This window comes from Pseudomonas farris (assembly GCF_019145235.1).
GTDB lineage: Bacteria > Pseudomonadota > Gammaproteobacteria > Pseudomonadales > Pseudomonadaceae > Aquipseudomonas > Aquipseudomonas farris.
Genome location: NZ_JAHSTV010000013.1, coordinates 120,423 through 134,959, shown reverse-complemented (window position 1 = coordinate 134,959; position 14,537 = coordinate 120,423). Strand labels below are relative to the sequence as shown.

The following is a 14,537-nucleotide window of genomic DNA, read 5'->3' as shown; positions in this document are numbered from 1 at the left end:
AACGCCTGAAAACGCCCAAAAACGGCCCAGAACGCGCAGAGAAAAATGCTAGCTAAAACAGTCACTAACCCATATAAAACAAGCTCTGCGCTGTCTCGGCGGTTTAGCGTTGCGCCCATGATGGATTGGACAGATCGTCACTGCCGCTTTTTCCTACGCCTACTCTCCAAGCACGCCCTCCTCTACACCGAAATGGTCACCACCGGCGCACTCCTCAACGGCGATCACGACCGCTTCCTGCGCCACAACGAAGCCGAACACCCGCTCGCGCTCCAACTCGGCGGCAGTGTCCCATTGGATCTGGCCGCCTGCGCACGCATGGCCCAGGAGCACGGCTACGACGAGGTAAACCTGAACGTCGGCTGCCCGAGTGATCGGGTGCAGAACAATATGATCGGTGCGTGCCTGATGGGGCATCCACAGTTGGTGGCTGATTGTGTGAAGGCGATGCGGGATGCGGTGTCGATTCCGGTGACGGTGAAGCATCGGATCGGGATTAATGGGCGGGACAGTTACGAGGAGTTGTGTGATTTCGTCGGCACGGTTCGGGATGCCGGGTGCACGAGTTTTACGGTACATGCGCGAATTGCGATTCTGGAGGGGTTGTCGCCGAAAGAGAACCGCGACATTCCGCCTCTGCGCTATGACGTGGCGGCGCGGTTGAAGACGGATTTTCCGGAGCTGGAGATTATTCTCAACGGCGGGATCAAGACGCTGGAGGCTTGTCACGAGCATCTGCAGACGTTTGACGGCGTGATGCTGGGCCGTGAGGCGTATCACAATCCTTATGTGATGGCTGAGGTGGATCAGCAGCTGTTTGGCAGCAAAGCCCCGGTGATCAGTCGGGCCGAGGCGCTGGCGCAGTTGCGGCCTTATATTGCCGAGCATCTGCTGGCGGGTGGGGCGATGCATCACATCACTCGGCATGTGCTGGGGCTGGGCACCGGGTTTCCGGGGGCGCGGAAGTTTCGGCAATTGTTGTCGGTGGATATTCATAAGGCCAAAGAGCCTTTGGCGTTGCTGGATCAGGCGGCGGAGTTGTTGGAGGGGCGTTAACGGTCGCTTACGTTGAACCTGTCCCCCATTTCAGCATCGTATCTACCGATACCACGCCCCGCCTTTCAAACATCCGTTTTCAGGTTGTTGCCGCTGGGGCCATCGATACACGTACGCGCCCTTGAGTGGCTGCAAGCGCTCGGGTAATGTCATTAGACCCATAGGACAGAGCACGCTCATGACTTCCAAGCTGGAACAACTCAAACAAATGACTACCGTGGTTGCCGACACCGGCGACTTCGAAGCAATCGCTCGCGTTAAACCCGTGGACGCTACCACCAACCCTTCCCTGCTGCTCAAAGCGGCGGCCATTCCCGCTTATGCCGAGTTGCTGAACGCTTGCGTTCACGACTGCAAGGGCGATGTGGGCCTGGCCAGCGACCGTTTTGGCGTTGCGGTAGGGCAAGAAATTCTGAAGGTTGTACCGGGCCGTATTTCCACTGAAGTGGATGCGCGCCTGTCGTTCGACACTGACGCCGTATTGAAGCGTGCACACCGTCTGATCGACCTGTACGACAAGGCCGGCGTTGGCCGTGACCGTGTGCTGATCAAGATCGCTTCGACCTGGGAAGGCATTCGCGCTGCCGAGAAGCTGGAAAAGGAAGGCATTCAGTGCAACCTGACGCTGCTGTTCTCTTTCGCTCAGGCTGCCGCTTGTGCCGATGCCGGGGTGTTTCTGATTTCGCCGTTCGTGGGCCGCATCTACGACTGGTACAAGAAAGCCACCGGCAACGACTACACCGGCGCGGATGATCCGGGCGTGCAGTCGGTGACGCGTATCTACAACTACTACAAGGCCAATGACTACAAGACTGTGGTGATGGGCGCGAGCTTCCGTAATCTGAATCAGATTGAGCAGCTGGCTGGGTGTGATCGTCTGACCGTTAGCCCGGATCTGCTGGAGAAGCTGGCGGCGGATACTGGCAAGCTGGAGCGCAAATTGGCGCCTGGGCATGCCGGTGAAGCGCGTCTGAGCTTGAATGAAGCGCAGTTCCGTTGGTTGTCCAACGAGGATGCGATGGCGACCGAGAAGCTGGCTGAGGGTATCCGTCAGTTTGCTCGGGATCAGGAGAAGCTTGAGGCGTTGTTGCAGGCCAAGCTGTGATCTAGCTCGCAGCGATGCAAAAAGGGCGAACCTTAGCGGGTTCGCCCTTTTTTGTGTGCGTTTGGTAGTGGGGATAGGGTTGGCTTCGCGCTGATGGCCGTGGTGGGTGTGCGGACGCCTTCGCGGGCAAGCCCGCTCCCACAGGGGATTCGTGGTGGGTCGCAATAGTGTGTTCGACGCGGGACTAATGTGGGAGCGGGCTTGCTCGCGAAAGGGCCTGTACATTCAACATCGTAGTGACTGGACTGACGCCTTCGCGAGCAAGCCCGCTCCCACAGGGGACTTGTGGTGGGTCGCAATAGTGTGTTTACGCGGGACCAGACCCGTACCGTTTTAGGGAGTCAATGCCGCTCCAGCGCATTCACCAGGTCATGGAACGCCTCACGGTTGGAGTCGTTCAGGCCCATGAGGATTTTGTGCGCTTCGAGGACTTTGACGCGTACCACTTCTTCGGACTGATCCTGGTCTGGCAGGTCGGTCAGGCATTCAGGGCATGGGATCGGGCGGTCAACGATGTTGAACACTTGCTCGAAACCCATGGACTGCAGCAGACGGGTGATGTCTTCGTGGGTGGTGACGACGGTCGGCAGCAGGCCGACCTTTTGCCGCGACAGGATCGACAGTTTGGCCAGCAGGCCCAGGGTGGTGCTGTCGATGCTGCGGGTTTCGGTCAGGTCGATCACGATGGCGTTGAAATTCAACGCAGTGAAGATCCGCTCAATAGTCGCATCCAACGCCGAACACAGGGTCAGGCGAACTTCACCGACGAACTTCAGGACGAAGGTGCCGTCCTGCTCGGCGAACTGGATTCTACCGGTACTCATTAAAGATTCCTGCTCAACACCAACAGGGCGATATCATCCGGCATCTCCCCTAGCGTGGCCAATCCAAAAACCTGGCGCAGACCATCCAGGCTGCCGCCCGCTGCCTTCACCCGTTGAGGTAAAGCAGCTTCTTTATCTTTGAGTGTGGGTTCTGGCAAAAGGTCCAAAATGCCATCAGACATCAGCGTCAAGCTGAACACTGGCGGCAATTCCAGTACGTGGTCTTCGTAGGTGGCTTCATTGAAGAGGCCCACCGGCAGACCGCGCCCTTCCAGGTAACGAACACTGTCTGGCGTGTACAACACAGGCAACGGCAGATGACCGCCGATGCTATAGGTCAACAAACCGGTCTCCTCGTCGATGACTCCACCGACCATTGTGACGTGTTTACCCAGCTTACAACTGATCAGGCCCCGGTTGATATGACCAAGAACCTCTGAAGGCTTGAACTCTGGCAATGTGCCGTTGCGCTTGGATTCGAACAGCAAGCGCGTGGTCATGAACTTCAACAGCACGGTAACGAAGGCTGAAGAGGCGCCATGACCGGAAACGTCCGCCAGGTAAAACGCTACCCGACGCTCGTCGACCCGAAAGTAGTCAACGAAATCGCCCGACAGGTACAGCGATGGAATGATCTGGTGCGCAAACTGGAACTCATCAATGCTCCAGGGGCTGACCGGCAGCATGTTCATCTGCACCTGGCGACCGGCGTTCTGGTCTTCCTGGAGCAGGTTCAGGCTGGCTTCGAGCTCGCGGTTGGCCTTTTCCAGCTTCTCGCGATAGCGCTGGTTTTCCAGCAGCAGACGCGCACGATCCAGAGCCCGGCGCACGGAGTGCTCGAGCACGGCCAGATCTTCTAGAGGCTTGATCAGGTAGTCCGCCGCGCCCAGGCGCAGGGCCTCGACCGCGTCGTTCATCACGCCGGCGCCCGATACCACGATCACCGGGGTTTGCGGCGACAGCTCGGTGACCTGGCGAATGAGTTCGAGTCCGCCCATCTGCGGCATGCGCAGATCGCAGATGACCAAGTCGGGCTTGTCTTGCTCGAATACCTGAAGACCCTGCTGGCCGTTGCTGGCCTGCAGGACACTGAAACCACTGTCTTCCAAGTAGGCCGCGAGGCTCGCGCGCACTACTTCGTCATCATCGATTATCAGCAGCGTGGCACTGGTTTTTGGCATGTGGGCAAACGGCGCCAGAATTAGGTTGGCGTAGCAGGCTGGGCATTGGCCCCCGCACACACTACTGGATTCGCTTTCTAGCCTCTCTGATTGCACCGTTTTCGAGCGTTTGCCCTACTCACAGGTCCACCAAAGGTGCCCTTCTAAGGCGCAGACGGTACTCCCATCCGCGAGGCGTTTCAAGCTCACGCCGATGGTCGCTTGACGTCTTTACTTGTCAAATCACCGGGAGTTATAAGAACAGGCAAAACCGTAACCCAAAGGAAGGATCGAGCCCATGAGCCAAACTGAGCGGGACTACAGCGAAAAGCGCGATTTCATCCGCATGCGGGTAGATGCCGATGTGGCGCTGATTCATGAAGGCGACGAGGTGCCAGCCGTCTGTATCGACCTTTCCAGCAGCGGCATGCAGGTTGAAGCGCCCCGCTTATTCAAGGTCGGTGACCGGCTCAGTGTGCGGATCGATTCCGATCATGCGGCGCTAAAAGGCCTTGAGGCCGACACCGAGGTGGTATGGGTGAAAGCACAGGACGATGGTAATCAGAAACTCGGGCTTACAATCCTGAAGATGAAATAACCCGATTAACCCGCAAAGCCAAACGAAAGAAGGCGGCCAAAATGGCCGCCTTCTTCGTTTACCGGTCGAGATCAAAAATCGTCTTCAACCTGGCCGTCCTTGACTTTGAATTCGCGGTTTTGCAGGTACGCATTGCGAATGAAGGTGTATTTGTCGCCGCTGACCAGCTTCTCGGCCGACAGCAGGTTGGCGCGGGTGTCGACGATGTTCAGGCCGAAGATCGAATTACGCACCGGCACGTCGTGGATGTAGCGGTACGGGCCGGTATAGCCGTCGACATACTTGGAAGGCGCATCACGCAAGGTGCTTGGCCCCATGAGCGGCAGCATCAAGTATGGGCCGCTGCCCACTCCCCAATAACCGAGGGTCTGGCCGAAGTCTTCATCATTGCGATGCAGGCCCATCTGGGTGCCCACGTCGAAGAAGCCCAGCAGGCCGAAGGTGGTGTTGAAGATCAAACGCGCAGTGTCGACGCCTGCCGCGGCGGGTTTGACCTGCAACACGTCGTTGGCGAGGTTGGTCACATCACCAACGTTGCGGAACATGTTGTGGATGCCATCTTCCAGAAACTGCGGCGTGACGAATTGATAGCCCTGAGCCAATGGCTTCAGTGCGTAAGTGTCGACAAAATCGTTGAACTTGTAGATCGGGCGATTAATGCTTTCCCAAGGATCTTCTTCCGTGGCAGCCTGAGCCGCAAACGGAACCAGCAATACACTGGCACACATACAAAGCTGAGCGAGTCGATTGCTCCAGCGCATAGAGAAACTCCTTGGATTCGTACTGGCGCGGGGGCTTGGCCCAGGCGCAAAGGCCGCTAGTATATGACGGATAACCCGGTTTAGGCAGCATCGTGCGCGACGCCCCCCGGATGAATTCTTCCTGGCTGGGAGCGATTCACATCAGTGTCACTCAACTGTCACCGTCCACGAATAGCCTTGTTACTATTTCAAGGATGTTGACATGCCGCGCGCCGAAACCTCGCCTCTCATCGCTCCCAACCTGACCGCTGTACTGTTCGGCCTCAGTGGATGTCTGGTGGATTTCGGCGCACGCACTCGTCAAGCCGGCACACTGACTGCCGAACATACCGAAGTCACGCTCGGCGCTTTGGATAGTCTGTCCAGCTTGCAGCGCCAACAGATTCCTTGCGCCTGGCTCGATGAACTGCCCCCCGCCCTCAGCCACTCTCTGGCCGCGGCACTCCCGGGCTGGATCAAGCCTTCGCAACACCCGGCAACAATCAATCCATGGCCGGCCCCGAACGCCTGTTGGCAAGCGTTGATGGCGTTGAATGTCGAACGTCTGGACGGTTGCGTGCTGGTCAGCGGCGAACCGCGTCTTCTGCAATCGGGCCTGAATGCCGGGTTGTGGACCATTGGCCTGGCGTCCTGCGGCTCGCTGTGCGGGCTGGCCCCCAGCGAATGGCAGGCCTTGAGTCAAAAGGAACGGGAACACCTGCGCGGCAAGGCGACAATGCAACTGTTCGGCCTGGGCGTGCATTCGGTGATCGATCATTTGGGCGAACTCGACACTTGCCTGGCCGATATCAGCCTGCGCCGGCTCAAGGGCGAAAAGCCCTGATCGAGATCATGCAGTTTGCCCGGGAGTGGATTAATCTAAAGGTCAGCCATAGACCTTTGGCGCGCCGCTGCGGTCTATGCCAGTGCCTATCGATAAAAGGAAGAACGCCATGCCTGCCCGCGAACTGCAAGAACAGCTCAACAAACTGCGCGAGCAATTGGAACAGAATCCACCGCTGACCGAAGCCGAACGCGCAGACTTGCACGCGCTGATGGAACAGATCGAACTGGAACTTGAACTCGAAACCAAAACCCAGGACACCAACCTCGCCGACAATGTGAACCTGGCCGTCGAGCGCTTCGAACTCGAACACCCGACCCTTGCCGGCACCTTGCGCAACATCGTGCAAGCCTTGGCCAATATGGGAATCTGAACCCGCAAGATGCAAAAAGCCCCGCTATCGATAGCGGGGCTTTTTAATGTCTGCGACCTGAAATGCAATCCCTTGTGGGAGCGGGCTTGCTCGCGAAAGCGGTCTGGCAGGCACGTTGATGTTGAATGTGCCGACGTCTTCGCGAGCAAGCCCGCTCCCACATTGGAGCTTTACTGACGGACCAAGCGATGGTTCGGCAGTTGCACTTCTTCGGTGCTGCGATACGGGTTGATGTCCAACCCACCGCGACGCACATACCGTGCATACACCGTCAGTTTCTCTGGTTTCAGCAACCGTTGCAGGTCGAGGAAAATCCGCTCCACACACTGCTCATGGAAGTCCGAGTGCTGGCGGAAGCTCACGATGTATTCCAGCAAACTCGCATGGTCCAGCGCCGCGCCGCGATACTCCACCGCCACGCTGCCCCAATCCGGTTGACTGGTAACCGGGCAGTTGGATTTGAGCAAATGGCTGTGCACGCTCTCTTCAATAATGAGCGACTCATCGCACCGCAGCAGTTCCGGACGCGGATGTTCATAGTTGCTGACGCTGATGTCCAGGTCATCGATGCACACGCCCGGCAACGCCACGACGCCTTCTGCCTCAACATCTTTCAAGCTGCGAATCCGCACGCCCACCGGTTTGCCAGCAGCGGCCGAGAGGTCTTTCGCCAGTGTCGCTTCAAGGCTTGCGGTATCGGCAAACGCTGTCTGGTTCAGCGAGTTGAGGTACAGCTTGAACGACTTCGATTCGATGATGTTCGGCGAATCCGCCGGAATGCTGAATTCGCCAATCGCCACCACAGGCTTGCCGGATGGCAACAGCCACGACAGTTCGAAGCAGTTCCAGAAGTCCACACCCTTGTACGGCAGGGTTTCAGCCGTCAGGCCCAGCTCGGCCCATTTCGCGGTGCGCGGGATCGGGAACAGCAAGGACGGCGTATAGGTGGCGATGTATTCGCTGGATTTGCCCAGCGGCGAGTGTTCGGCTGCGGGATGCATGGCGGAAACCTGACTGAAGAATCAGCGGATTCTACCAGCCTTTGCTCCCGCCTTTGAGTGCTTACTGACTGACTGTCAGTTTGCCGACCATACCGGCCTGATAGTGGCCGGGGATATTGCAGGCAAATTCCAGGTGGGCGGCCTTGGTGAACGTCCAGGTCAGCTCGGCGGTTTTGCCTGGTTCCACCAGCACGCTGTTCGGGTCATCGTGTTTCATCCCATGCCCTTCGGAAGAATGGCCCATGGAGCCGTGGTCCATGGTCTTCATCCCTGTGGGCATAAGCATGCCGCTTTGCTGCATCTGGAGCATTTCCTGCTGGTGCCGGGCATGCATCGCCGCGTCGCCGAGGTTGAATTCGTGCAATAACTGGCCTTTATTCACCAGTACAAAACGCACGGTTTCCCCGGCCTTGATATCCATCGCCTTGGAAGTGAAGGACATGTCGCCCATCACCACTTCAACGCTGCGGGTAGCCTTGGCGGCCGTCGCTGGTTGACCGAAGTCATAGGAATGCGCGGGGGAAGCCTCAAGCCCCAGGCTCAGAGTCAGTAAGCAAGCAGCCAGTACCAGACGATTGTGCAAAAACATAGTCGCGCTCCAACAAGATGAGGTTCAGCTTGTGGGAAACTCTAAGCTGCGGGTACTGCCAACCACCTGACAGACAAATTACAACTTTGTCAGGTAGGCCTGCTTCGCCGCCGCCCACGGTATAACGCACCTGTTCCAACTGCCCGAGTCGCCCATGAAACTGCTGATCGTCGAAGACCAACCGAAAACCGGCCACTACCTGCGCCAGGGCCTGACCGAGGCCGGGTTCACCACCGAACTGGCGGCAGACGGCAACACCGGCCAGCAATTGGCGTTGAGCGGCGATTACGCCTTGTTGATTCTCGATGTGATGCTGCCTGGTCGCGATGGCTGGCAGATTCTGCAAGCGGTGCGCGGCGCTGGTCTCGACACACCGGTACTGTTTCTTACCGCTAGAGACGCGGTAGAGGACAGGGTCCACGGCCTTGAGCTGGGCGCCGACGACTATCTGGTCAAACCGTTCGCCTTCTCCGAACTGCTGGCGCGGGTTCGCAGTCTGCTACGTCGCGGAAGCGCCACGCCTCAGGAAACCAGCCTGCAACTTTCCGACTTGCGCCTGGATCTGATCCGCCGCCGGGTCGAGCGCAACGGTCAGCGCATCGACCTGACCGCCAAGGAATTCGCCCTGCTGGAAATGCTCCTGCGGCGACAAGGCGAAGTTCTGCCCAAGTCGCTGATCGCTTCCCAGGTGTGGGACATGAATTTCGACAGCGATACCAATGTTATCGAAGTGGCGATCCGCCGTTTGCGCCTGAAGATCGACGATGATTTCCCGAACAAGCTGATCCACACCGTGCGCGGCATGGGCTACGTCCTTGAAGAGCGCCCTGCCTGATGCGCCGACTTTCACTAAGCAATCGTCTGGCGCTGCTGTTCGCAGCTTGCACTGCCGTGGTGTCGTTGTTCGCCGGGGTGTTGTTCAGTCGCGCCAGCGAGGCGCACTTTGTCGAGTTGGACCAGCAGTTGCTGGATGGCAAGCTGATTGGCTTGCGCCGGGCGCTGGATGACATCCAGTCCAGCGAAAGCGAGACCAGACTGGCCGATGAATTGAGCCGACAAGCCGATCTTTCGCTGCGCATCATTGGCAGTGACGGCCAACGCTTGTACGACAGCTCGGACCGTTTACCCAAAGACTTGCCGCTCCAACCAGGCCTGTCGACGATGAGCAACGACGGCACCGACTATCGCGTCCTGAATGCACCGCTGTTCCCCGACAAACCCGACTCACCGCAATTGACCTTGCTGCTGGACATCACCCATCACCAACACTTTCTGCAACGCATGCAGCATCTGATCTGGCTGACCGTCGGCTTGTCAGCGCTGGCCACTGCCCTGCTCGGTGCCTGGGCGGCGCGCAGTGGTTTGCGCCCGCTGCGGCGTATGAGCGCGGTCGCCAGCGGCGTGTCGGCGCAATCGCTCAATGCTCGTCTGCCAGAAGCAGACATGCCGCCAGAGCTCGAGGAATTGGCTTACAGCTTCAACGCCATGCTCGGACGCCTCGACGACTCTTTTCAGCGTCTCTCGGCCTTCTCTGCCGACATCGCCCATGAACTGCGCACCCCCCTGTCGAACTTGCTGACCCATACTCAGGTCACCCTCACCCGCCCTCGCCCCATCGAGGATTACCGCGAAGCGCTGCACAGCAATCTCGAAGAACTGCAATGGATGGCGCAACTGGTCAATGACATGTTGTACCTGGCCAAGGCTGACCATGGCTTGCTGATGCCCAAACGTGAACCGCTGGAACTGGCGGAGGAAGCCGATGTGCTGCTGGAGTTCTTTGCACCGTTGGCCGAGGACGCTCAGGTGAAGTTGAGTCGTGACGGCAGCGCGAGCATGCAGGGCGACCGCAGCATGCTGCGTCGGGCGCTGTCCAATTTACTGGACAATGCGTTGCGGTTTACCCCGGTCGGTGGCGAGGTGCGGGTGAAAATTGTCGAGCAGCCGGCAGGCTTGAACCTGACTGTTGAAAACAATGGTGAAGGGATTTCTGAAGACTTGTTGCCGCGCTTGTTTGACCGCTTCTACCGGGCAGACCCGGCGCGTCGTGAAGGCAGCAGTGAGCATGCGGGGTTGGGGCTGGCGATCACCCAGTCGATCATCCGCGCCCATGGCGGGCAGATTCATTGCGAATCGGATAACGGATGGACGCGGTTTGTGATTGAGTTGCCGAAGGGGGATTGAGGGCGGCATGTCTGGCCCCTTCGCGAGCAAGCCCGCTCCCACATTTGACCGAGTTGAATCACAAATTTGTGACCGACTCAGATCCAATGTGGGAGCGGGCTTGCTCGCGAAGGCGATGTAACGGCTTACGAATACCGCAACGCAGTAGCCGGCTCGACTTTCGCCGCCCGCCACGCCGGATACACCGTCGCCAAAAAGCTCATGATGAAACCGGCGGAACAGATCAACAACACATCCGCGCCCTGCAGCTCCGACGGCAAGTTACTGACAAAGTACACATCGGAACTGAAGATGTGCTGCCCGCTGACCCGCTCCATCCAGCCCACCAGCTCACTGACGTTCAGCGCTGCGATCACACCCAGCACGCCGCCAATCAAGGTACCGACAACCCCGATCACCGTGCCCTGCACCATGAAGATCGCCATGATCTGCCGAGGCGTCGCGCCGATGGTGCGCAGGATTGCGATGTCCGCGCCCTTGTCGTTCACCACCATGATCAGGGTGGCGATGATGTTGAACGCCGCCACCGCGACGATCATCAGCAACAGCAGGCCGATCATGGTTTTTTCCATCTTCATCGCGTTGAACAGACTGCCTTGGGTGTGGGTCCAGTCGTCAGCCTTGTAGGCAGCGCCCAAGCCGGTCGCGATGTCGCTCGACACTTGCGGCGCGGCGTACAGATCCTTCACCGCCAGGCGCACGCTCTGCACCTGATTCGGCTGCCAGTGCTGCATCTGCGCGGCATCGGCGAGGTGGATCAGCGCCATCGAGCCGTCCAGCTCGGCGCCAACCTTGAACACACCGACCACGTTCAGGCGCTGCATGCGCGGGGTAATCCCACCCGGTGCGCTGCTGATTTCCGGCACGATCAGGGTGATCTTGTCGCCGACATTCAAGCGAAAACGTCGCGCGGTGATCTCACCGACCACTACGCCGAACTCGCCCGGCTTCAAGGCATCGAGACGTCCCTGAACAATGTGCTTGGCAACGATCGAGACCTTGCCTTCCAGCGCCGGATCGACACCGCTGACCTGGATCGGCTGCATCGTGCCCTTGTAGGACAGCATGCCTTCCATCTCGGTGAACGGCACCGCCGCCGTCACTTCAGGATTCTTCATCGCCGCGGCGGCCACCGGCTGCCAATCGTCGATAGGGTTCACGCCGACGATAGTCGCGTGGGGCACCATGCCGAGGATGCGCGAGCTCATTTCGCGCTGGAAGCCGTTCATCACCGACAGCACCACGATCATCGCCAGCACGCCCAGGGCGAGGCCGATCATCGAGGTCATCGAGATGAAGGAAACAAAGCGATTGCGGCGCTTGGCGCGGGTATAGCGCGTGCCGATAAAGATCGATAACGGTCTGAACATTCGCTGGGGCACCGTATAAAAATAAAAGACCCGACGCACTGTTCAGTACGCCGGGTTTCGGTCAATCAGATGGGTGTCAGGTAACCTTCCTGCAAATGCAGGACGCGATCCATCTGGCGGGCCAGGTTCATGTCGTGGGTCACCACCAGGAACGCCGTGCGCATCGAGGTGCTGAGTTCCAGCATCAAATCCTGAATGCCTTGGGCGGTGTGGGAGTCGAGGTTGCCGGTCGGCTCGTCGAGCATCACCAGGCCTGGCTTGTTCACCAAGGCGCGGGCGATGGCCACACGCTGGCGTTCACCACCCGACAGTTCCGCCGGTTTGTGCTCCAGACGATGGCCCAACCCTACCCGCTCCAGCAACGCCGTCGCACGCTGACGCGCTTCCGGGATTGCGGTTTTACCGATCAGCAACGGCATGCAGACGTTTTCCAGCGCGGTGAACTCAGGCAGCAAGTGGTGGAATTGGTAAACGAAACCCAGCGACCGATTGCGCAGCAGGCCACGGGCCTTTTCGTTCAGTGCCGAGAGCTCTTCACCGGCCAGCCAGACGCTGCCCTTGGTCGGCGTATCGAGGCCGCCCAGCAGGTTGAGCAAGGTACTTTTGCCCGAGCCCGACGTACCGACGATCGCCACGCGCTCACCTGGGTGCAACTCCAGTTGCAGACCCGCCAGAACCTCTACCGATTCCGGGCCTTCCACGTAGGATTTGCCCAGGTTGCGGCAGCTCAAGATTGCTTTATCACTCATGCCCGACTCACTCATAACGTAGCGCCTCCGCAGGCTGGGTGCGCGCGGCACGCCAGGCTGGATACAGGGTGGCGAGGAAACTCAGAACCAACGCGGCGGCGCAGACCATCAACACGTCCTGGCTCTGCACTTGCGACGGCAGGTAATCGATGAAATACACGTCAGCGTTCAGGAATTTATGGCCGATCAGCCCTTCAAGGGCCGAAATCGCGGCGCTGACGTTCAGCGCGGCGAAGATCCCGACCACAGCGCCGATCAGCGTACCGACCACACCAATGACCGTGCCCTGGACCATGAAGATCGCCATGATCTGCCCCGGCGTGGAGCCGAGGGTGCGCAGGATCGCGATGTCGCCCTTCTTGTCGTTCACCACCATCACCAGCGTGGAAATGATGTTGAACGCTGCAACCGCGACGATCAGCAGCAACAGCAGGCCGATCATGGCTTTTTCCATGCGGATCGCTTGATACAGATTGCCGTGGGTGCGGGTCCAGTCGCGGGCGTAATACTTGTCTTCGCCGAGTTGCTGGGCGATGGTCCACGCCATGCGCGGTGCCTGGAACAGATCGTCGAACTTCAAGCGGATGCCCTGGACCTGATCCGGCTTCCAGCGGTGCAGCTTCGCCAGATCCTGCAGGTTGGTGATGCCCAGATAGCCGTCGATCTCACCGGCACCGACATGGAAGATGCCAACCACGGTAAAGCGTTTCATGCGCGGGAACATCCCGGCCGGGGTCACGGTGACTTCCGGCGCGACAAACGTCAGCTTGTCGCCAACCGCCACGCCGAGCTTGGCCGCGGCCTTGTCGCCGATGACGATGCCGAAACTGCCCGGCGCCAGGTCGTCGAGTTTGCCCTGTTGCATGAAGTTATCAATGATCGACACCTGCCGTTCCTGCACCGGGTCGATGGCATTGAGCAGCACTTTGGAGACCTTGCCGTTGTTGGTCAGCAAGCCCTGCATCTGGACGAAGGGCGCAACCGCCGTCACCTGCGGATTCTGCTTGACCTTGGCGGCCAGGCTTTGCCAGTCGCTGATCGGCTCACCGGACTCGATGGTCGCGTGGGGCACCATGCCCAGCACGCGGGTGCGCATCTCATGATCGAAGCCGTTCATGACCGACAGCACGACGATCATCACGACCACGCCGAGGGCGAGTCCGATCATCGAGGTCAGGGAAATGAATGACACAAAATGATTGCGACGCTTTGCACGGGTATAACGCGTGCCAATAAATACGAAGAGAGGTCTGAACATGTCGGGGCTTGTTCGGAGGGAAAAGGAACGTCCTTGTGGCGGGGGTCGATAACCAGCTTTACACTCAGACCACCGCCGCTACCATGGGTTCGCCATGTCGACATTAGATGAAGAAGATCGCCGCGAATACTACCGTATCGAGGACACGATCGCACTGGAAATTCGGCCCCTGTCTGCTCCCGAAGCCGCAGGCCAGGAAGTGTTGCAGGATGCTTCCCCTCTATTCAACCTGCTCAGCGAACTGCACCTGAGCGAATTCGAGTCGCAACACCTGCTGCGACAGATCAGCGAACGTGACCGGACCATCGCCGCGTTCCTGAAATCCCAGAACAAACGCATCGATTTGCTGAGCCAGGTGGTCGCTCTGACCGTGCTCGGGCAGATCGGCGAACCGCAGCCGGTGATCCTCTCCGAAGGAGGCATCGACTTCCAGCATCCGACGCCCATCGCCACTGGCGCGCATCTGTCAGTCAAGCTGGTACTCATGCCGCAAGCCCTTGGCCTGCTGCTGCGAGCCCGCGTCACCCATTGCGACCGCAAGGGCGACGGCTACGATGTCGGCACCGAGTTCGAATACCCGTCCGATGCCCAGCGGCAATTGCTGGCCCGTTACATCTTGCAGCGACAGGCACAAGAACGACGCCTGGCCCGCGAACAAAACGAATCAGGCATTTAATTTAAGGAAG

16 protein-coding genes are annotated in these 14,537 nt (G+C 59.0%); 8 read left to right on the top strand and 8 right to left on the bottom strand.

Features of this window, described 5'->3' with window-relative positions; translation table 11 throughout:
• Positions 1-45 precede the first annotated feature (45 nt).
• Complete coding sequence (gene dusA, locus KVG95_RS24980; protein WP_217858290.1) at positions 46-1,056, top strand: tRNA dihydrouridine(20/20a) synthase DusA; 1,011 nt, start codon at positions 46-48, stop codon at positions 1,054-1,056.
• A gap of 178 nt (positions 1,057-1,234) precedes the next feature.
• A complete protein-coding gene (gene tal, locus KVG95_RS24975; protein ID WP_217858289.1) occupies positions 1,235-2,161 on the top strand; it encodes a transaldolase in 927 nt (308 codons plus the stop codon).
• A 341-nt stretch (positions 2,162-2,502) separates the two neighbouring features.
• Here tal and rssC read toward each other — a convergent pair whose 3' ends face one another.
• Positions 2,503-2,985, bottom strand: coding sequence for an anti-sigma factor antagonist RssC (rssC, locus tag KVG95_RS24970; RefSeq protein ID WP_007897104.1), 483 nt, complete (start codon positions 2,983-2,985; stop codon positions 2,503-2,505).
• Complete coding sequence (gene rssB / locus KVG95_RS24965; protein ID WP_038979995.1) at positions 2,985-4,166, bottom strand: two-component system response regulator RssB; 1,182 nt, start codon at positions 4,164-4,166, stop codon at positions 2,985-2,987. The genes rssC and rssB overlap by 1 nt, the downstream gene beginning before the upstream one ends.
• A gap of 277 nt (positions 4,167-4,443) precedes the next feature.
• On the opposite strand from rssB, the gene KVG95_RS24960 reads away from it, so the two are divergent.
• Positions 4,444-4,743, top strand: coding sequence for a PilZ domain-containing protein (locus KVG95_RS24960; protein ID WP_052965481.1), 300 nt, complete (start codon positions 4,444-4,446; stop codon positions 4,741-4,743).
• A 71-nt stretch (positions 4,744-4,814) separates the two neighbouring features.
• Here KVG95_RS24960 and KVG95_RS24955 read toward each other — a convergent pair whose 3' ends face one another.
• Positions 4,815-5,504, bottom strand: coding sequence for an MlaA family lipoprotein (locus tag KVG95_RS24955; RefSeq protein ID WP_052965480.1), 690 nt, complete (start codon positions 5,502-5,504; stop codon positions 4,815-4,817).
• Positions 5,505-5,706: 202 nt separating this feature from the next.
• Here KVG95_RS24955 and pcrP point away from each other — a divergent pair, with 202 nt between their 5' ends.
• Together pcrP and KVG95_RS24945 are read left to right on the top strand one after the other, a co-directional pair.
• Positions 5,707-6,327 carry an HAD superfamily inactivated hydrolase PcrP gene (gene pcrP / locus KVG95_RS24950; RefSeq protein WP_217858288.1) on the top strand — a complete coding sequence of 207 codons (621 nt, stop codon included), beginning with the start codon at positions 5,707-5,709 and terminating at the stop codon, positions 6,325-6,327.
• A 109-nt stretch (positions 6,328-6,436) separates the two neighbouring features.
• The gene (locus tag KVG95_RS24945; protein WP_217858287.1) at positions 6,437-6,700 is read left to right on the top strand and encodes a DUF4404 family protein; all 264 of its coding nucleotides are present in this window, start codon (positions 6,437-6,439) and stop codon (positions 6,698-6,700) included.
• Positions 6,701-6,870: 170 nt separating this feature from the next.
• Here KVG95_RS24945 and queF read toward each other — a convergent pair whose 3' ends face one another.
• Both queF and copI read right to left on the bottom strand, forming a co-directional pair.
• On the bottom strand, positions 6,871-7,701 hold the full coding sequence (gene queF, locus KVG95_RS24940; protein WP_217858286.1) for an NADPH-dependent 7-cyano-7-deazaguanine reductase QueF: 831 nt from the start codon (positions 7,699-7,701) through the stop codon (positions 6,871-6,873).
• 61 nt (positions 7,702-7,762) lie between these two features.
• Complete coding sequence (gene copI, locus KVG95_RS24935; RefSeq protein ID WP_217858285.1) at positions 7,763-8,290, bottom strand: copper-resistant cuproprotein CopI; 528 nt, start codon at positions 8,288-8,290, stop codon at positions 7,763-7,765.
• Positions 8,291-8,444: 154 nt separating this feature from the next.
• Here copI and KVG95_RS24930 point away from each other — a divergent pair, with 154 nt between their 5' ends.
• Together KVG95_RS24930 and KVG95_RS24925 are read left to right on the top strand one after the other, a co-directional pair.
• Positions 8,445-9,125 (top strand): heavy metal response regulator transcription factor, encoded by a 681-nt coding sequence (locus tag KVG95_RS24930; protein WP_217858284.1) that lies wholly within the window; start codon positions 8,445-8,447, stop codon positions 9,123-9,125.
• The gene (locus tag KVG95_RS24925; RefSeq protein ID WP_217858283.1) at positions 9,125-10,474 is read left to right on the top strand and encodes a heavy metal sensor histidine kinase; all 1,350 of its coding nucleotides are present in this window, start codon (positions 9,125-9,127) and stop codon (positions 10,472-10,474) included. Before KVG95_RS24930 ends, KVG95_RS24925 begins: the two co-directional genes overlap by 1 nt.
• Positions 10,475-10,599: 125 nt before the next feature.
• Here KVG95_RS24925 and KVG95_RS24920 read toward each other — a convergent pair whose 3' ends face one another.
• The 3 genes from KVG95_RS24920 to KVG95_RS24910 all read right to left on the bottom strand — a co-directional run bounded on the left by KVG95_RS24920 (position 10,600) and on the right by KVG95_RS24910 (position 13,851).
• Positions 10,600-11,844, bottom strand: a complete 1,245-nt coding sequence (locus tag KVG95_RS24920; protein WP_217858282.1) for a lipoprotein-releasing ABC transporter permease subunit — start codon at positions 11,842-11,844, stop codon at positions 10,600-10,602.
• A gap of 65 nt (positions 11,845-11,909) precedes the next feature.
• Positions 11,910-12,593 carry a lipoprotein-releasing ABC transporter ATP-binding protein LolD gene (gene lolD, locus KVG95_RS24915; protein WP_020700644.1) on the bottom strand — a complete coding sequence of 228 codons (684 nt, stop codon included), beginning with the start codon at positions 12,591-12,593 and terminating at the stop codon, positions 11,910-11,912.
• A 7-nt stretch (positions 12,594-12,600) separates the two neighbouring features.
• Positions 12,601-13,851 (bottom strand): lipoprotein-releasing ABC transporter permease subunit, encoded by a 1,251-nt coding sequence (locus KVG95_RS24910; protein ID WP_217858281.1) that lies wholly within the window; start codon positions 13,849-13,851, stop codon positions 12,601-12,603.
• Positions 13,852-13,945: 94 nt separating this feature from the next.
• Here KVG95_RS24910 and KVG95_RS24905 point away from each other — a divergent pair, with 94 nt between their 5' ends.
• Positions 13,946-14,527 (top strand): PilZ domain-containing protein, encoded by a 582-nt coding sequence (locus KVG95_RS24905; RefSeq protein WP_217858280.1) that lies wholly within the window; start codon positions 13,946-13,948, stop codon positions 14,525-14,527.
• Positions 14,528-14,537 lie beyond the last annotated feature (10 nt).